The sequence below is a fragment of the Ruoffia sp. FAM 26254 genome (assembly GCF_045528545.1).
Taxonomy (GTDB): Bacteria; Bacillota; Bacilli; order Lactobacillales; family Aerococcaceae; genus Ruoffia; species Ruoffia halotolerans.
Genome location: NZ_JBGQQY010000019.1, coordinates 1 through 18,126 on the forward strand (window position 1 = coordinate 1; position 18,126 = coordinate 18,126).

Below are 18,126 nucleotides of genomic sequence, written 5' to 3' on the forward strand. Positions count from 1 at the left end.
ACGATTCCACGGAAATCCTTACACTACCGAACACCGTTGGAAGTATTTTTGAGTTACTTAGATGAAGCAGTTTTGTCTAGCTTAATTTGACAAATCAAACAACAAAAAGAAATCACTAATTTAGATAATTATTAGTAAAGAATTAATATTTAAGGTATAATGTTATCTGAACTAACAAGTAGAATGGGTAGAGGTGAAAAAATGCACTTGAAAACAACGTCGAATAATCATTCTGAGTTTTATACAATTATGGATGAGTCTTCCATTTTAAAATCTAAAAAGATAAATAGACGGATGCAAATTCAAAAGAGTGATTCTGAGCTATTTTTCTGTTTTAATCAATCAGTGAGGTTAACTTCTGATATAGGACTTGCATTAATTGTGTTAACTACAACACCTGAAGATGAGACAAGTTACCAAGAATTTATTTTAACTAATAGTATTGATTTAGTCCCAGGTGTCTATTTTAACACTCTCGCTATCACAGAAGAATGTAGTATTTTTATGGAACCTCTTGGGAAAGATTCTCCTAAGACAGTTCCTACAGCAAAAAAAATTGCGATTCGAAAATACGAACCAAAACTAACACTTGAAAAACTACATACTTTGTTCTATCAAATTAAGATGGCGCCTTTCGAAAGTCTATCAATTCCAGGTGATTATTACGAACTTATTATTGTTGATCAAGGTGAGTTAATTCATCATGTTGATGATGAGGAATATGTTGCTAAAAAGAATGATTGCTTTATCTATCAACCAGGACAAGTAAGAAAACAAAGTATTACAAAAGATGGAATAACGTCTTATTTATCTATTATATTTGATGCAAAGGGTTTAACTCCTACAGCAACAAATCAAATCATACACTTAGGTTCTCAAAACACAGCTTTAATTGAACGAATCATTGAATTATCGAACATTACAACCAATGATAGATATACAGATGATGAAGTGTTATTAAACTTAAAATTAATTCTACTTAAAATTGTTCAAGGTGAAGCGAATCATACCGAAAAGCCAACCACATCGATGCGTGAAAATTATGAAAATGAATTATTCCAAGCTATGGTCGATTTCCTTGATGCACATGTTGAAGACCAAAATCAAGTGAGTGATTTAGTAGAACATTTCTCATTATCAAGATCAACCATACAATCGTTATTTAATAAATACGCAAATACAACACCAAAAAATTATATAAATACTATTCGATTAAACCGAAGCAAACAAATGATTCAAGAAACGCAAATGACCTTATCGCAAATAGCGGATTATCTTGGCTATGGTTCGATTCAGTACTTCTCTCGAGCATTTAGCAAGGAATTTGGTTTAAGCCCTTCTAGCTATGCTAAATCAATTGTTTGAACAAGTTGAACTTACACTAATCAAAAAAATCCACTCCTTAAGTTATTGACTAACTTTAAAGAGTGGAATTTTTTTGATTAAGCTAATTTTGCTAATAAATCTGGACGGAAACCGTTAAAAGGATCTTCCCCATCGATTTCAACTACAGGAAGGGATTGAAAGCCTAATGATTTAATATAATTAAGTGCTTCCTCATCAGCAAACACATCGAGTGTAGAATATTCGACACCTTTATCATCTAAATATTTTTTCGTAAAGTTACATTGCATACAATTTGGTTTTGAATAAACAGTAATTTTTGACATGGATATGACCTTCTTTCTTTGAACTAATAAACTCATCATACTTTATTTCCAAACAAAAAACAATTACATATTGATCGCTTCGTTAAATACGACACAATATATAGTTATTTTTCACAATAATGATGACACTGAAACTAATTCATTATAAATGGATATACGGCTTCATGGTGTCCGACATAATCCGTAAAATATAATTTAAAATTATATTTATTCTGATAAGTTTGGACTAATTTGTATAATTCGTCTTCTTGGCCTTTTTCTTTTATTTCACTGAACTGGCCAATAACTACAAACTTCATTCTATCCAAAATATTCAATAAATCAAGTTGTGAAAAGTAGCTGCGCATTTTATTAATATCACCAGACTGACCTTCAAGTAGTAATCCTTCAGCATTATCAAGGTTAAAATAAAGTGTCCCGGCTAATTTTAAATAGCATCGGATATTTCCACCTATAATAATTGCACTTTCATCTAATTTGTTTGGTGTTGTACTTCCTCTATCGATCCGTTCATTATTAAATAACACACGTTTAAAACTATCTTTTGCAATGCCTGATTTGTCTTTGACAATATTAGTTGCTAAAAAGTTTACAGCTTTAACGTTTGTTTTTAATAATAATGCATTAATAATCACTGTATTATCACTATAACCTAAATAAAATTTATCAGAGATAGACTCAATTGCTCGCCAATCATCTTCAGTAAATTGGTTTAATACTTCTAACGCTAAGTCTCCTCCTGATAAGTCGAAAATAGCTTTGATATTAGGCTCTATCAAGGCATTGTATAATTCTTTTTTTCGGTAAGTAGCGTCATGTGTTTCATTATTAATCGGATCTATGTATATAGTAGGGCTTATATTAACTTTGAGATTAAATTCATTAACCAAACAATCATATAAAGATGTTATCTTTAATCTTACTTGTTCATCTAAGTCTAGTCCGTTTGAACAGCCAAGCAAGATGACTTCATCATCAGAATTCAGGTGCATATTATCATCACTTTCTATATCAAGTTCTTTTAAGAAGCATTTGCTTCAATCTCTACTAATTTTTCCATAAGTTCGTGCAAATGTCCAATTTCTAAACTAGCAATTTCTTCTTTGCTATATACATTCGCAATTTTTCCTTGATGGAGGACAACAATTCGGTCACCATATTTAATTGCGTCTTGCATATGGTGGGTAATCATTAAAGTAGTTAAATTGTTTTCTGTTACCATTTTGTGTGTCATTTCCATGACTTGTTTAGCAGTACGTGGATCTAACGCTGATGTATGCTCATCTAATAATAATAGTTGTGGCTTTTGAATCGTTGCCATCACTAATGAGATGATTTGTCTTTGTCCACCAGATAAATATTCTATGGGTAAGTCTAAGCGCTTCTCTAAATCTAAATTAAATTGAGAAATATACTCTGCCATTTCAGCTTTATTTTCAGCATTTAATGATAAAGACAAACCGCGTTTTTTACCACGTTTACTTGCTAACATTAGATTCTCCAATACAGACATTCGAGGAGCCGTCCCCATACTTGGATTTTGAAACACTCTTGCTACAATACTGGCACGCTTAATTTGAGGGATTTGTGTAATATCCGTATTATTTAATAAGATACTTCCTTCATCGGGTTCGATATGCCCTGTAAGTGCATTAAATAACGTCGACTTTCCTGCTCCGTTTGTTCCTATAATAGCAATAATTTCACCTTGTTTTACAGAGAGAGTAATATCTTCTAACCCTTTGACAATATCTCCAGTTCTTCGTTGAAAAACTTTGGATACATGGTTTAATTCTAAATAATTTTCCGTCATGATTACACTCTCCTTCCTATAATTTCCCTAGTTTAGCTTTATTTAAGCCCATTTTCTTAGAGATAGCTGGTAATGCTAGGAATATAGCTAATACTAAGGCTGAGATTAATCTAAAGTCGTTTGGATTAAAGCCTAATTGAAGTACAAATACAATAATTAAGCGATAAATCACTGATCCGACAACAATTGAAATAAAACGTCCAGATAATTTCATTTGTTTTCTAAAGATAACTTCTCCGATAACAATTGAAGACATTGCAACAACTACCGTTCCTGTACCCATCTGAACATCTGAGAATCCATTATCTTGGGCAACTAATGCGCCACTTAGTGCAATAAATCCATTGGCAAACATTAATGCTAATCGTTTCATTGTATTAGTTTTAATTCCAAAGGAAGCTGCCATGATTTCATTATCACCCGTTGCAATAATCGCTTGTCCTAAATCGGTCTTAAATAAATAAGTCATAAAAAGGATAACAAGTAAAACAACAATTAAGCCAACAATAGCTCTTTGATATTGGACACTTTCAACAACTTCACTTAAGTAACTATATATCGTATCAAAACCACGTAAGCTTAAATTTGGACTCCCCATTACCCGTAAGTTTATCGAATAAAATCCGGTCAGTGAGATGATACTTGCAAGTAAGGCAGGGATATCAAAATACGTTGTTAATAACCCAGTCACTAAACCAGCTAACATTCCTGTGATAATTGATGCAAATGTGGCGATAATTGGGTTGACACCCATTGTAATTAATGTAACCGCCGAAGCAGCACCCAAAGTGAATGATGCCTCGCTAGTTAAATCGGCAAATCGTAGGATTCTGAAACTAATATAAAGTCCCAATCCCATAATTCCCCATAATATACCTTGATAAACTGCACTAAAATAAATACTCATACTAACAACTACTCCTCACCTAAACGCTCCTTAATATCCATCACTTCAGAAGCGAGCTCTTCTGGCACTTCAATACCTAAACGATCTGCTGTTTCAAAGTTAATCACAGGTTGTAATTCTTCTAAAAATTGAACCGGTGTTTCTCCTGGGTTTGCACCATCAATAATCTCTTTAGCAACATCGGCTGCTAATAATCCAATATCTTTTTGGTTAATTGCGACAGCTGATAATGCCCCTTGTCCTACCATCACGTCAACCGTTGTAAAAACTGGAATTCCTGCTGCATCTGTAGCATCTAATAATGTTTCAAAGGCACTTGCAATAGTATTATCTGATCCAACATAAATCGCATCAACTTCGCTAGCTAAAGTTTGAGCTACTAATTGCATGTCCATAGTTGAAGCTATTCCTTCAATTTGAACTTCTAAGCCCATTTCTTCAGCAACTGCTGCTGCTTGTTCAGTCTCTGCCAATGAATTATCTTCACTTGTTGTATAAATCATTCCAACTTTTTGTACATCCGGTTTTAATTGTAATAATAATTCAAATTGATCTTCATAAGGTACAGCATCACTAGCGCCTGTAATGTTTTCACCTGGGTTCTCTAAATCATCAACAATTCCTGCTGAAACAGGATCAGTGACTCCTGTCATAATTATAGGTATATCTGATGTGACATTTTGAAATGCTTGCGCTACCGGTGTCGTAATGGCGAAAATCATATCAGGTTCTTCAGCAACAACACTTTGAGCAATCGTTGAGAGGATGTTTAAATCTCCTTCAGCGTTTTGGTAATTAATTGTTAAATTTTCTCCTTCAGTGTACCCGTGTTCCGCTAAACCATCATAAACCCCTTGTCGGATATCATCGAGTGAACTATGTGTAACTAATTGAACAACCGCTACATCTAGTGAATCTTCTTGAGCGAAAACCTCTTTTGTTGTCGTACTTGATACAATTACTAATGCCAGTGCAACCATTGTTAAGATAAATTTTTGTAATTTTTTCATTTTTATTCTCCTTTTTTAAATAAAAAACAGCCGACACATACAATCTATGTGTCAGCTTAATAAAGCATAAAAAAAGACCACATAGATTGTAAGACTACAAACTCTATGTGGTAAACTGGATTAAGAGCCACATAGATACAGTTTCAGTTAAATTCAAACTGGGCTGTATCCATGGAACGGATTCCAAGTCTACAACCTATCTACGCCAGCTTTGCCAGATTAAATTAATTTTGTTGTTAACTTGGTTCGTCATATTCATTGGCCCCTTTCTTATTTGTTAATACAATGATACAACCTCGTTAAATATATGTCAACCATTTCTATTCTTTTTTTAATCTTTCTTTAATAATCGGCTACGTTCTGATAATTAGTAATTTCAGCCTATTTAATGTACAATAATAGTCTAGTAAAATCATGTTATTAAAGGAGGTTTGGTTGATGTCATTTGATGGCTTTTATTCACACAAAATAACAGAAGAGCTAACTTCCAAACTAAAAAATGGACGCATACACAAAATTTATCAACCGTTTGAACAAGAATTACAATTTGTTATACGAGCAAATCGTACCAATTATCGGATGGACGCTTCAATTCATCCAACCTACTACCGCTTGCACTTAACAGAGGAGAAATCGAATAATCCACAGCAAGCGCCAATGTTTTGCATGCTATTAAGAAAACATCTGGAAAATGCAACAGTATTGGATATTCGTCAATATGAAAATGACCGAATCATCACATTTGAATTAAGTGGCCGGGATGAATTAGGTGATTTACAAAGTTATTTACTTATCTTTGAATTAATGGGTCGCCACAGTAATATTGTATTAGTTAATCCCGTTACGGATAAAATTATTGATTGTATTAAACATATTCCACCAAGTATGAATAGTTTTAGAAGTTTACAACCAGGTGCAAAATATATCCTACCACCAAGAAATGAAAATCAAGAAAATATCTTGACACTGAGTGATACGCAATTAAACGAATTTGCCACCGAAAACCAAGAATTACTTGCAACAGGTAAAGCATCTAAAGTAATTCAAGGAATGTCAGGTCTTGCGAGTAAACAAATTACTGCATGGATAAATGATGACCAACTAACAGCTTATCAAGCCTTAGAAAAATACTTACATGAGTTAAAAACAGGTCAACCCGTCATATTTAGAACTGATAACCAAATGAAATTTTACGCGATGGATCTGCCCTATCTTGAAGGCGAACGAGATTATTATGAATCATTAAGTAAATCACTAGATGTTTTCTACAATCAAAAAGTTCGTTTTGATCGAGTTAAGCAATTATCTGGCGATTTAATTCAAAGAATCAAACAAATCATTGAGAAAAATTATCATAAATTAGAAAACTTAGAAAAAGACAGACAAGTCGCCCAAGATGCGGATACTTATCGTCTAAAAGGTGAATTAATCAATGCCTTTTCGTATCAAATCGAAAAAGGTCAAGCTTCTACGGTTGTACCTAATTATTACGATAACAATGAACCTTATACCATTGAATTAAATCCAAGAAAAACACCATCTGAGAATAGTCAAGCTTATTTCAAACGCTATACCAAATATCGTGACTCGTTACGCTTTATTGAAAAACAAGAAAAATTAGCCCTGCAAGAAATAGAATATTTAGATTCAGTTCTTGTGCAGCTTGAACAAGCAGAAATTGAAGACATTGAAGATATTAAAGCCGAGTTAATTCGAGAGGGTTATGGTGGAAAACGTAATAAATCTGATAAAAAACGAGCTAAATCAAAATCTAAACCGCGTCGCTTCCAATCAAGCGATGGTGTAATGATTTATGTTGGCCGTAATAATCAACAAAATGATGAATTAAGTATGCGTAAAGCAAGTAAAAACCATTGGTGGTTACATACTAAAGATATTCCTGGTGCCCATGTGATTGTTGAATCAGACAAACCAAGTGATCAAACGATGACAGAGGCAGCTGAGATAGCCGCTTACTATTCTAAATCTCAAAATTCTGCCAATGTCCCTGTTGATACTGTTCAAGTGAAGCACTTACGTAAACCCAATGGTGCTAAACCTGGCTATGTGATTTATGAAGGTCAAAATACTCTGTTTGTCACACCCGTTGAGAAAAAAATTAGCGAATTAAAAATAAACGATTAATCAAAAAACAACCCGCTGTCTAGTTTTCGAACTCGTTAGCGGGTTGTTTTTTAGTTTTCATAAAAAAAACTGGTAAAGAAATCTTCACCAGTTTCATTTGCTTAGTCTGAAAATGCTTCAGTTAATTGAGGTACAATTTGTTTTTTACGTGATACAACACCAGGTAAAGTAATTACCTCTTCAACCACTGGTTGTTTGAATGCTTTTTCTACAGGAATAATATTCTCGCCCAGAACAAAGGCAATTGAATCGCTCTCTAAAATATCTGTAATCAATAGGACAAATAAATCAAAGTTACTTGCAGCAATTTCTTCACGCATTGCATTTAATATTTCATCTTTACGTCCTAACATCTCGTCAAACCCAATCGCATTGATTTGGCCAATACGGACGGATTGTTCGTTCATATCAAATGTTTTTGAATCAGATTGAACTAACTCAAGTGCAGATTTAGCACTTAATTTTGTTCCTACTTTTAATAAGTCAAGACCATACTTATCAATGTTTACATCTGCAATTTTTGCTAATTCATTCGCAATTTTCTCATCTTGTGATGTACTTGTTGGTGATTTGAATAATAACGTATCAGAGATAATCGCTGATAACATTAAGCCTGCGATTGCTTTTGGAACATCAATGTTATTTTCTTTGAATAGTTTATAAATAACACTTGCTGTACTTCCAATTGGTTCTGCACGGTAGAATAATGGATTAGATGTTTCAAAATTAGCAATTCTATGGTGATCAATAACGAAATCAACTTCAACCTCATCTAAATCATTCACTGATTGTGTAGCTTCGTTATGGTCAACTAAAGCGACGCGTTCTACTTCATTTGAAACAGATGACACAACACGTGGTCTCTCAACGTTAAAATAATCTAATGCAAATTGAGTTTCTTCATTTGGTGTACCAAGAGCCACAGCTTCTGACTCATGACCGATTTTTTCTAAATAAAAACTAAATGCAATCGCTGATGCTATCGCATCAGTGTCTGGATTTTTATGTCCAAAAACTAAATATTTTGACATGAATATATTCCTCCTTACGGTTAATTCTAATATAGTTTATCATTATATTACTAAAAAATGAATGACCTTTTCTAACTATTCATCATTTTTAGATTCTTGATTAATTAGTTTTAGTTGAGCGAGATGTATATCAAGTATATTCCCTAGTTTTTCAATTTCCTTAACAGCAGAACCGTTTGATAATCGTTCTGATATTGGATAATCATTCGGTTGAATCTCACTTTCAAAGCCAGTATCACCATATACGACTAATGGTGCATCGGCATCTGTAATTGCTAACGCATTGATTAGACGATGTGGTTGAGACTTCAATTCTTTTAATAATAGAATACCACGGCTACCACGAGAAGCTGATCCAACAATACCTGGTTTAAATCGTTTAATATTCCCTCTTTGAGTTAATCCAACAATTTGTGTATTCGTATCATCTTCGATAATTAAGGCAGCAGCAACATAATCTTCTTCTTTAAGGTTTATACCAATAACCCCTTGTGCTCGTAAACTATAACTAGACACTTCGCTAATCGGATATCTTAAGCTATAACTACGATGTGTTAAGAATACGACTTGGTAGTTAGTCTTATCTTTGATAGGTATTGCTGAGATAAGCTCGTCGTCTTTTTTCAATTTCATAGCAACAGCTGATTTTGTTTTGTAACTTCTAAATGTTACAAATTCATCGAGCCTAGTTTGTTTAATCATTCCTAAACGTGTGGCAAGAAGTATCTTATCGTCAGCAATACTTGAATCTGGTTCACCAATACCTTGAACGGCTTTAAAGGCAGCAACGAGTTGCTCACCCTCTTTAAGACGGTATTTTTGTGAGATGTGCATTCCCATATCATTCCAACGGATATCAGGTAATTCATTGACTGGTATGTAAATATAATTTCCTTTGTTAGTAATCATGACGATCGCATCATAAGTACTTAACTTCTCAACATAAATTGCATAATCAAATTCGCGACGCCCCAAATTCAATGTATCAGACGAATTAAATGAACGGTGGCTTGTGCGTTTAACATAACCTTCATTCGTTACGGATACAACGACATCTTCTTGTGGAATTAAAAGTGTTGATTCAATCTTAATTTCTTCAACTTCAGCTTCAATTTCAGTCCGACGTGGTGTTGCAAATTTCTTTTTCACATCGCTTAATTCATGAATTAATACTTTATTTAAAATATCATCATTTGCTAAGATATTTTCATACATACCAATACGTTCATTCAATTCTAAACGCTCATTTTGTAAAGCGGTAATATCAGTATTGGTTAAACGATATAATTGCAATGAAACAATCGCTTCTGCTTGTTCATTTGAGAAATCAAATTCTTTTACTAAATTTGCTTTCGCATCGGATTTGTTTTCACTTTGGCGGATGCTTGCAATCACTTCATCTAAGATTGACATTACTCGAATTAACCCGTCTACAATGTGTAAACGTGTCTTATCTTGAGCTAATTGGAATCTCGTACGTCTAGTAATTACTTCACGTTGATGATCGATATAAGATTCAAGAATTAGTTTTAAATTCGCTAATACAGGACGTCTGTTATGAATGGCAATCATATTAAAGTGATAATTTACTTGTAATTCGGAATTTTTTAGTAAATAGTTCAATACAGCATCGGCATCGACATCGCGTTTTAATTCAACTACAAGGCGGACTCCATCACGGTCCGATTCATCGCGGACTTCTGAAATCCCCTCTAATTTTCTTTGTAAACGAATGTCATCTAAACGTTGGATGAGTTTAGACTTATTTACATCATAAGGGAGTTCGGTCGCAACAATTTGTGACTTACCACCCTTAAGTGTTTCAATATCAATTTTAGAGCGAACAACGACTTTTCCGTTCCCGTTCTCATAGGCGTTACTTAAATCTTTCGCTCCTTGAATAATCCCGCCGGTTGGAAAATCTGGACCCTTGATGAATTTTAATAAATCAGAGAGTTCATATTTCTTATGTTTCAATATATAAATAACAGCGTCAATGACTTCACCTAAATTATGAGGCGGAATCTCGGTCGCATAACCGGCTGAAATCCCTGTCGCGCCATTGACAATTAAGTTAGGGTATCTTGCTGGCAAGACTATCGGTTCTTCAATCGTGTCATCAAAGTTAAGCGCATAATCAATTGTTTCGTAGTTTATATCTTCTAATAGTACTGACGCTATAGGTGATAGACGAGCCTCCGTATAACGCATCGCTGCAGCTGGATCCCCGTCCATACTCCCGTTATTACCGTGCATATCAATTAATGGCTCTCGCAACTTCCAGTCTTGACTTAATCGGACCATCGCTTCATAAACTGATGAGTCCCCATGAGGGTGGTAGTTACCTATAACATTCCCAACGGTCTTAGCCGACTTACGATAAGCATTTTCAGACGTATTACGGTCTTGTTGCATCGCATATAGTATACGACGTTGTACTGGTTTCAATCCGTCTCTTATATCAGGCAAGGCACGGTCTTGTATAATGTATTTAGAATAGCGACCAAATCGGTCACCGATGACGTCTGCGAACGTCAGTTCTTCAATGTGTTCATTTGGATTAACGACCATTTATATCATCCTCACTAAATAAATTTATCTGAGATTCACCATTGTCATGATTTAAATCAATCTCGGGTTCAGAATGATTTTCTAACTTTTCTTTGACATCGATACTTGCTTCCTCGTCTTTTTGACTCGTACTGATATCAGATTCTTTAAGCAGTGTATCCTCTTCATCCAAGGTAAAGCGGACATTGCTTTCAATCCATTTACGTCTTGGTTCTACTTTGCTTCCCATTAAAGTTGTTAATCGTCTCTCAGACATGGCAGCATCATCAATGGTTACACGGATTAATAAACGTGATTCAGGATTCATCGTTGTATCCCATAATTGATCAGCATTCATCTCACCTAAACCTTTATAACGTTGTAAGATATAGCCTTTTCCAACTTGTTTAATTTTTTCTTCTAATTCTTCATCTGTCCAAGCATATTCAATCACTTCTTTCTTACCCTTTCCTTTACTTACTTTGTAAAGTGGTGGCATCGCTAAGTATACTTTCCCGGCTTCTAATAAAGGTTTCATGTAACGATAGAAGAACGTAAGTAGTAATACTTGAATATGAGCCCCATCGGTATCCGCATCGGTCATAATGATGACTTTATCATAGTTAGATTCAATGATATTGAAATCCTTCCCAACCCCAGCACCAATGGTATAAATCATCGTATTAATCTCTTCGTTTTTTAGAATATCAGCCATCGAGGCTTTTTCAGTATTAATGACTTTACCTCGTAATGGTAAGATTGCTTGATAGCGACGGTCACGTCCCAATTTAGCTGACCCACCAGCTGAATCTCCCTCGACTAAATAAAGTTCATTTTTCGAAGCATCTTTTGATTGTGCTTTGGTTAATTTTCCAGAAATTAGTTTTTCTTGTTGAGATTTCTTAGCACCGGTACGTGCTGCATCTCTGGCTTTTCTGGCTAATTCACGTGTTTCACGCGCTTTAATCGCCTTACGTAAAATCATTTGACTGAAGTTACCATTTTCATTTAAGTAAGCAGATAAAAATTCATTCACAGCATTATCAGCTAACTGACGCGCTTTCGGTGTACCCAGTTTATCTTTAGTTTGCCCCTCGAATTGTAAGTATTGTTCAGGTACACGAATAGATATGACGGCTGCTAACCCTTCACGCACATCTGATCCTTCAAGGTTTTTGTCTTTTTCTTTTAGTAAGCCTGATTTACGTGCATATTCATTAAACGCTTTTGTAATTCCCGTCTTCATACCCGTTTCATGCGTTCCCCCACCATAAGTGCGGACATTATTAGCAAAAGAAAGAATTGTTTCAGAATAGCCATCATTGTATTGCATAGCAAAATCAATCTCGAATTCATCCACAGCAGTTGAAAAACTCGCAATCTCACCCATTGTATCTTTTTCTTCATTTAGGTAATTGATGAAATCATGTAAACCATTTTCAAATAAAAATGTTTCGCTTTCTTCATGAATTTTATCCTCGATGGTAATTTCTAAGCCTTTTAATAAGTAAGCAGATTCACGGAATCGCTCGCTAATCGTGCTATAATTGATTTTTGAGCTACCAAAAATACTATCATCCGGCATAAAATGCACCGTCGTCCCTGTCATGGATTTCGAAGGTGCCTTTGTTTTCTTCAGTTTCGTCGCTGGTTTACCACCATCTTCAAAGCGCATTGTATATTTGTAACCATCACGATAAACGGTTACTTCTAACCAACTTGATAAAGCATTAACAACGCTCGCTCCAACACCATGCAACCCTCCGGCAGATTTATAGCCACCTTGACCGAATTTACCTCCGGCATGTAGCACTGTAAAGATGACTTGAATTGTTGGAATACCACTGTCATGTAAACCAATAGGCATCCCTCGACCATTATCTTCGATTAGGACACTGCCATCCTCCATTAACGTTATATTTATCTTATCAGCAAATCCACTTAACGCTTCGTCTACTGAATTATCTACTATCTCATATATTAAATGATGCAAGCCTTTTTGATCTGTCGATCCAATATACATACCCGGACGCTTACGTACTGCGTCTAGTCCTTCGAGTATTTGAATGGCATCATCATTATAATTTGTAAGGTTTGGTTTCTGTGCCAATATTACACCTCTTTTTTCTATTAATAATCAACTACTTTATCATATCAAAAATTTTTCTGTTTTTCTGTATTAAATTTTAAAATGTTTATTTGTCACGATTTAATTGCATTTGACCTTTTGAATTTTATATAAAGAACTTGGATATTGCAAACTCTTTTCATTTCTATTGCCGTTAAATGATTACTCACATTGTTTTACTATCTTAAATTATCTATATTAATTAAAATTTATATGGTAAAATAAAGCCAGTTATTAGGAGGTTGCTATGGAAACAATAATGAATAATATCTGGCCTATCATATGGGTCATCTTAGCATACTGTATTGGATCATTTCCAACAGGCGTACTCTATTCTAGAACACGCCATGATATAGATGTCCGCTCTTTAGGGAGTGGAGGCAGTGGCGCAACCAATGTTGGACGAAATTTTGGTTTTCGTGCAGCAGTAATGGTAACGATTGTTGATGTACTGAAAGGCTTAATTCCGGTACTCATTGCAAAAAATTTATTCCCTGAGTCTCCGTTAATTATAATGGCGACTGCTTTAGCTTGTGTTATTGGGCATTCCTATCCTTTATGGGCAGGCTTTCGCGGTGGAAAAATTGTCGCAACTTCAATCGGCGTATTAGTCGCATTTAATATTTATCTCGGATTAGCTTTAGTTTTAATCTTAGGTCTTCTGATATTCTTAACAAGTACAGTCAGTCTGTCGTCGATGACAAGCTATTCTATCATAGCACTATATATTGCGATTACAAATCCGGATCCTGTTTACAAAGTAGGTTTCGTACTTATTGCACTGTTACTTCTGTATCGTCATCGTACAAATATCCAGAGACTTTTAAAAGGGAACGAAAGTCGTATTAATTGGGGATTGAATAAACCAAAAAAATAAATCAAAAAACCGCCTGAGCGATAAGTGCTACTTTAAAAATAGCACTTATCAGTTAATCGGCGGTTTTTTTATCGGTTAATTTTTTCTAAATGACATAGTGTAATCATGAGTCATCAATTGCGATGCACGTAATTCATGAATTGCATATTTTTCAGCTAAATGGCCTGTTGTATTATCAGGATCTGCAATACCAGACCAGGGTTCAATACATACAAATGGCGCACGTCTAGGATGTGGTGACCAAATCCCAACGAAGTCCATCCGATTTGGTTTCATTCTAATCGCTACATCATTGGTCTTATCTTCTAACACTATCTCAGTTTGTTGACTAATTTGATAAATTAAGGCGTCATTTTTGAATGTTGTATGTTTTAATAGAACTTCATTAACTTCAACATATTTCGCTTTATTTGGTATCGTTAAACCATCTTTACTAAGCGGTATTTGCAAGTATTGGCCTGCAGGTTCGAATCTGAAAGAGACATCATCAAATTCTTCCTTAGAACCTGAAGTAGATTGACTTACATTAAAAGCAGGATGACCACCGATACTGTAATACAAAGTCTTATCTGTAGACGGATTTAGTATCTCATAGCTTACTGTAATACTGGAGTAATGCAAGATGTAATTAATTTGTAAGCTGAATTCAAAAGGAAATTTTTCATGCGTTTCCTCCGTATTCTTTAAATATAAACTTGCTGAATTGCTCGTAATATTTTGAACGCGAAATGGCAGGTCCCTAGCAAAACCATGTTGAGACATATGATATTCTTTATCATCAAATTGATAAGAATCATCTTTTAACTTTCCGACAATCGGAAATAACACCGGTGCATGTCTTGCCCAATACTTTTCATCGGCTTGCCATAAAAATTCATAATCCGTTTTCTTGTCAACGATGGAAACGAGTTCGGCACCCTCTTCTTTAATTTTAACGATTAAATAGTCATTTTCTAAAGTAACCATTTAGGTTCCTCCCAGCTTCTATTATAAGATATAGTGACTTAAATCACTATTTTCAACGATTTTCTCTAATCGTTGTTCAACGTATTGTTCTGTTATTTCAATTTCGCCCATCTGCATTTCAGCCGATTCGAATAATAATTCTTCTAGGACTGTTTCTAGAATTGTATGGAGGCGTCTTGCTCCAATATTATCAGTTGTATCATTTAAACGAACCGCATATTCTGCTAGTTTTTCGATCGCAGCTTCAGTAAAATGAATTTCTACACCTTCTGTTGCTAACATTGCTTCGTATTGCTTAATTAAAGCGTTTTTAGGTTCTGTTAAGATGCTTACAAAGTCACTTCCAGTTAAATCATTCAGATTCACACGAATTGGGAATCGTCCTTGTAACTCAGGGATTAAATCCGATGGTTTTGATTCATGAAAAGCACCTGATCCAATAAATAATATATGATCTGTTTGGATAATACCGTATTTAGTTTGAACTTGACTTCCTTCAACGATTGGTAAGATATCTCGTTGAACACCCTGACGGCTGACTTCACCACTGTTTTGGTTTGTTGATGCAATTTTATCAATTTCATCAATAAAGATAATTCCATTACTTTGTGCAAGTTCTAAAGCTTTTTGATTAATGTCATCTTGATTAATTAATTTATCTGCTTCTTCTTCTGTCAGTAATTTAATTGCTTCTGCAACAGTTATTGTACGTTCAATTTTCTTTTTAGGTTTTAGCGCATTTAAGCTTTCTTGCATATCCATCATTTGTTCCATAGCTGGGTTCATACTATTTAATTGAAGTTTTTTCTCTTCCATTTTTATCGTCACTTCGTGATTATCTAATTTACCTTCACGAATTTGTTGACGAATGGCACGACGCGTTGCTGCCACTTCTTCAGTGACAATTTCCTCTTCTTCTTCCTCGACGTCATTGGCCGCGGGATTCATTTGCTTAAACATTTCCGCGAAGTTTCCAAATGGATTTGCTTGGTTTTGTTGTGAAGTTGATTCAGCTTTGGCAGGTTTTTCCCCAGGTTTCAATGCTTTAGCAATGCGTTCAATCGCTTTCGCTTCTGCTGTTTCTTTAACTTCTTCTTGTTTCTGTTTCTTAAGTAGACGAATACTATTCTCAACTAAATCACGTACCATTGATTCAACGTCTCGACCCACATAACCTACTTCTGTAAATTTCGTTGCTTCAATTTTAATGAATGGCGCTTGAGCAATGTCAGCTAAACGTCTTGCAATCTCAGTTTTACCTACCCCAGTAGGGCCAATCATAAGTAAATTCTTGGGCTTTACTTCTCTTTGTAATTCATCATCGAGTTTTAGTCGGCGAATTCGATTTCGTAATGCAATGGCAACAGAGCGTTTTGCGTCACTTTGACCAACAATATATTGATCTAAAGCTTCCACAATTTTTCTTGGTGTTAAATTATCCATAATATCCTCCTAGTAAATTTTTACTTGTATAAATTAGTCATTAAACGATTCGACAATAATATTATCGTTTGTAAATACATCAATCTCACTTGCAATTTGTAAAGAGTTTTTTGCAATCTCTTCAGCAGATAAGTCTCCATATCTTAACATGGCTCTGGCTGCAGATAAGGCAAAGTTACCACCTGATCCAATCGTTAAGACGCCATCATCTGGTTCAATGACTTCACCCGTCCCACTTACTAATAAGATGTTATTGCGGTCCATAACGATTAATAATGCTTCTAATTTTTGAAGCGAACGGTCTGTACGCCATTGTTTAGCAACCTCTACAGCTGCACGAGCTAATTGTCCTTGATGCGCTTGAAGTTTTGCTTCAAACATTTCTGATAAGGTAATCGCATCAGCGACTCCACCAGCAAAGCCAACGATAACATCATTATTATAGATGCGGCGTAATTTCTTCGCGCCACCTTTCATAATAACACTTTCACCCATAGTTACTTGACCGTCTCCGGCCATTGCTACTTTATTATCTTTTTTGACTGCACATATTGTTGTCATTATTATTCCTCCTTATGTTGTCGTTTTGCTCTTGGAAACACATTTAAATAAGTGCTTCTTAAACGATCTTTTGTTATATGAGTATAAACTTGTGTTGAACTTAAGTCTTCGTGTCCTAATAATTCTTGCACACTTCGCATATCCGCCCCATTATTCAATAAATGCGTCGCAAATGTATGCCGAAGTTTATGAGGATGTATTGAAAGATTTAGCCCTGCTTCTTTAACGATAGAATTAAGTATCTTTCTAACTTGCGTTGGACTTAGTTGTAATCCCGTTTTTGATAGAAACACATAGTTCCTGTCTTCTGGCTTACTTTTGGCAGCAAGTTCAGGTCTTAATTCTTGAATATATTTTGTTAGGCTTTTTAATGCAAGATCACCTACAGGTATAATACGTTCTTTATTCCCTTTACCAATCACTCGAACTAGTGACATATCATAATCAACTTGCTGGAGTGTCAAATTAGTTAACTCACTAACTCGCATTCCCGTTGCATAGAGTAACTCTACCAATGCACTATGTAACAATTGTATGGATGACTCTGATACTTCAATCGCGGTAAATAGTTCTCGCATCTCGTCTTCATAAAAAAAGTCCGGTAATCGTTGTTTCTTAACATTATATTGAATTAATTCCATTGGATTACTATCTATCCAATCCATTCTTAAAGCGTATTTAAAAAATACTCGTAAACTTGATAACTTTCTAGAAATGGTCGTTCGAGCCAACTCTCTCTCGTTTAAAAAAGCTAAAAATAGTCTAAAATCTTGGTAAACTAACTTTGTAATGTCTGTTTCTCCGGAACTTTCTAAAAATTTATGAAATTCATTCAAGTCTTTTGAATAGGCCAGGACAGTTTGTTTAGAGTAACGTCGTTCATTCTCGATATGATTTAGAAATTGACTAATATAATCTTCCATTCTATCCCTCATTTCCACTATAAGCTTTTCATGCATCTACCGCAATTTTTTATTTTTAAATTTTTCCTATAAAAGTGATTCATACTATTTTACAGTGCCTTA

Annotated in this window: 15 protein-coding genes; 3 read left to right on the forward strand and 12 right to left on the reverse strand. The window is 34.8% G+C overall.

Features of this window, described 5'->3' with window-relative positions; genetic code table 11:
• Positions 1–207 precede the first annotated feature (207 nt).
• Complete coding sequence (locus ACEN3Z_RS06235; RefSeq protein WP_407090151.1) at positions 208–1,365, forward strand: AraC family transcriptional regulator; 1,158 nt, start codon at positions 208–210, stop codon at positions 1,363–1,365.
• Between the two features lie 77 nt (positions 1,366–1,442).
• Here ACEN3Z_RS06235 and nrdH read toward each other — a convergent pair whose 3' ends face one another.
• The 5 genes from nrdH to ACEN3Z_RS06260 all read right to left on the reverse strand — a co-directional run bounded on the left by nrdH (position 1,443) and on the right by ACEN3Z_RS06260 (position 5,400).
• The gene (gene nrdH / locus ACEN3Z_RS06240) at positions 1,443–1,670 is read right to left on the reverse strand and encodes a glutaredoxin-like protein NrdH (protein WP_407090153.1); all 228 of its coding nucleotides are present in this window, start codon (positions 1,668–1,670) and stop codon (positions 1,443–1,445) included.
• A gap of 134 nt (positions 1,671–1,804) precedes the next feature.
• Complete coding sequence (locus ACEN3Z_RS06245; RefSeq protein ID WP_407090155.1) at positions 1,805–2,662, reverse strand: LD-carboxypeptidase; 858 nt, start codon at positions 2,660–2,662, stop codon at positions 1,805–1,807.
• Between the two features lie 29 nt (positions 2,663–2,691).
• Positions 2,692–3,483, reverse strand: coding sequence for an ABC transporter ATP-binding protein (locus ACEN3Z_RS06250; protein WP_407090157.1), 792 nt, complete (start codon positions 3,481–3,483; stop codon positions 2,692–2,694).
• A gap of 16 nt (positions 3,484–3,499) precedes the next feature.
• A complete protein-coding gene (locus tag ACEN3Z_RS06255) occupies positions 3,500–4,390 on the reverse strand; it encodes an ABC transporter permease (protein WP_407090159.1) in 891 nt (296 codons plus the stop codon).
• Positions 4,391–4,398: 8 nt separating this feature from the next.
• Positions 4,399–5,400, reverse strand: a complete 1,002-nt coding sequence (locus ACEN3Z_RS06260; RefSeq protein WP_407090161.1) for an ABC transporter substrate binding protein — start codon at positions 5,398–5,400, stop codon at positions 4,399–4,401.
• Between the two features lie 438 nt (positions 5,401–5,838).
• On the opposite strand from ACEN3Z_RS06260, the gene ACEN3Z_RS06265 reads away from it, so the two are divergent.
• A complete protein-coding gene (locus tag ACEN3Z_RS06265) occupies positions 5,839–7,545 on the forward strand; it encodes an NFACT family protein (protein WP_407090163.1) in 1,707 nt (568 codons plus the stop codon).
• Between the two features lie 101 nt (positions 7,546–7,646).
• On the opposite strand, the gene ACEN3Z_RS06270 is transcribed toward ACEN3Z_RS06265, so the two are convergent.
• From ACEN3Z_RS06270 to parE, 3 genes are all read right to left on the reverse strand, one after another.
• Positions 7,647–8,576: a manganese-dependent inorganic pyrophosphatase gene (locus ACEN3Z_RS06270; RefSeq protein WP_407090165.1), complete on the reverse strand. Its 930-nt coding sequence runs from the start codon at positions 8,574–8,576 to the stop codon at positions 7,647–7,649.
• 75 nt (positions 8,577–8,651) lie between these two features.
• On the reverse strand, positions 8,652–11,147 hold the full coding sequence (gene parC, locus ACEN3Z_RS06275) for a DNA topoisomerase IV subunit A (protein WP_407090167.1): 2,496 nt from the start codon (positions 11,145–11,147) through the stop codon (positions 8,652–8,654).
• Complete coding sequence (gene parE / locus ACEN3Z_RS06280) at positions 11,137–13,236, reverse strand: DNA topoisomerase IV subunit B (protein WP_407090168.1); 2,100 nt, start codon at positions 13,234–13,236, stop codon at positions 11,137–11,139. Before parE ends, parC begins: the two co-directional genes overlap by 11 nt.
• Before the next feature lie 265 nt (positions 13,237–13,501).
• Here parE and plsY point away from each other — a divergent pair, with 265 nt between their 5' ends.
• On the forward strand, positions 13,502–14,131 hold the full coding sequence (plsY, locus tag ACEN3Z_RS06285; RefSeq protein WP_407090169.1) for a glycerol-3-phosphate 1-O-acyltransferase PlsY: 630 nt from the start codon (positions 13,502–13,504) through the stop codon (positions 14,129–14,131).
• Between the two features lie 75 nt (positions 14,132–14,206).
• Here the strand turns inward: plsY and ACEN3Z_RS06290 are convergent, their stop codons facing one another.
• From ACEN3Z_RS06290 to xerC, 4 genes are read right to left on the reverse strand one after another with little or no spacing between them, the layout of a single operon-like run.
• Positions 14,207–15,097: an aldose 1-epimerase family protein gene (locus ACEN3Z_RS06290; protein WP_407090170.1), complete on the reverse strand. Its 891-nt coding sequence runs from the start codon at positions 15,095–15,097 to the stop codon at positions 14,207–14,209.
• Positions 15,098–15,118: 21 nt separating this feature from the next.
• Positions 15,119–16,540, reverse strand: a complete 1,422-nt coding sequence (hslU, locus tag ACEN3Z_RS06295) for an ATP-dependent protease ATPase subunit HslU (protein ID WP_407090171.1) — start codon at positions 16,538–16,540, stop codon at positions 15,119–15,121.
• A gap of 33 nt (positions 16,541–16,573) precedes the next feature.
• Positions 16,574–17,101 (reverse strand): HslVU peptidase proteolytic subunit, encoded by a 528-nt coding sequence (gene hslV, locus ACEN3Z_RS06300; RefSeq protein WP_407090172.1) that lies wholly within the window; start codon positions 17,099–17,101, stop codon positions 16,574–16,576.
• Between the two features lie 2 nt (positions 17,102–17,103).
• Entirely contained in the window at positions 17,104–18,024 is a 921-nt protein-coding gene (xerC, locus tag ACEN3Z_RS06305; protein WP_407090173.1) for a tyrosine recombinase XerC, read from the reverse strand.
• Between the last annotated feature and the right edge of the window lie 102 nt (positions 18,025–18,126).

What these genes read in the sequence shown, in the direction of transcription:
- nrdH (WP_407090153.1), bottom strand. Translation starts at nt 1,670, where the DNA reads ATGTCAAAAATTACTGTTTATTCAAAACCAAATTGTATGCAATGTAAC.
- ACEN3Z_RS06245 (WP_407090155.1), bottom strand. Translation starts at nt 2,662, where the DNA reads ATGCACCTGAATTCTGATGATGAAGTCATCTTGCTTGGCTGTTCAAAC.
- ACEN3Z_RS06250 (WP_407090157.1), bottom strand. Translation starts at nt 3,483, where the DNA reads ATGACGGAAAATTATTTAGAATTAAACCATGTATCCAAAGTTTTTCAA.
- ACEN3Z_RS06255 (WP_407090159.1), bottom strand. Translation starts at nt 4,390, where the DNA reads ATGAGTATTTATTTTAGTGCAGTTTATCAAGGTATATTATGGGGAATT.
- ACEN3Z_RS06260 (WP_407090161.1), bottom strand. Translation starts at nt 5,400, where the DNA reads ATGAAAAAATTACAAAAATTTATCTTAACAATGGTTGCACTGGCATTA.
- ACEN3Z_RS06265 (WP_407090163.1), top strand. Translation starts at nt 5,839, where the DNA reads ATGTCATTTGATGGCTTTTATTCACACAAAATAACAGAAGAGCTAACT.
- ACEN3Z_RS06270 (WP_407090165.1), bottom strand. Translation starts at nt 8,576, where the DNA reads ATGTCAAAATATTTAGTTTTTGGACATAAAAATCCAGACACTGATGCG.
- parC (WP_407090167.1), bottom strand. Translation starts at nt 11,147, where the DNA reads ATGGTCGTTAATCCAAATGAACACATTGAAGAACTGACGTTCGCAGAC.
- plsY (WP_407090169.1), top strand. Translation starts at nt 13,502, where the DNA reads ATGGAAACAATAATGAATAATATCTGGCCTATCATATGGGTCATCTTA.
- ACEN3Z_RS06290 (WP_407090170.1), bottom strand. Translation starts at nt 15,097, where the DNA reads ATGGTTACTTTAGAAAATGACTATTTAATCGTTAAAATTAAAGAAGAG.
- hslU (WP_407090171.1), bottom strand. Translation starts at nt 16,540, where the DNA reads ATGGATAATTTAACACCAAGAAAAATTGTGGAAGCTTTAGATCAATAT.
- hslV (WP_407090172.1), bottom strand. Translation starts at nt 17,101, where the DNA reads ATGACAACAATATGTGCAGTCAAAAAAGATAATAAAGTAGCAATGGCC.
- xerC (WP_407090173.1), bottom strand. Translation starts at nt 18,024, where the DNA reads ATGGAAGATTATATTAGTCAATTTCTAAATCATATCGAGAATGAACGA.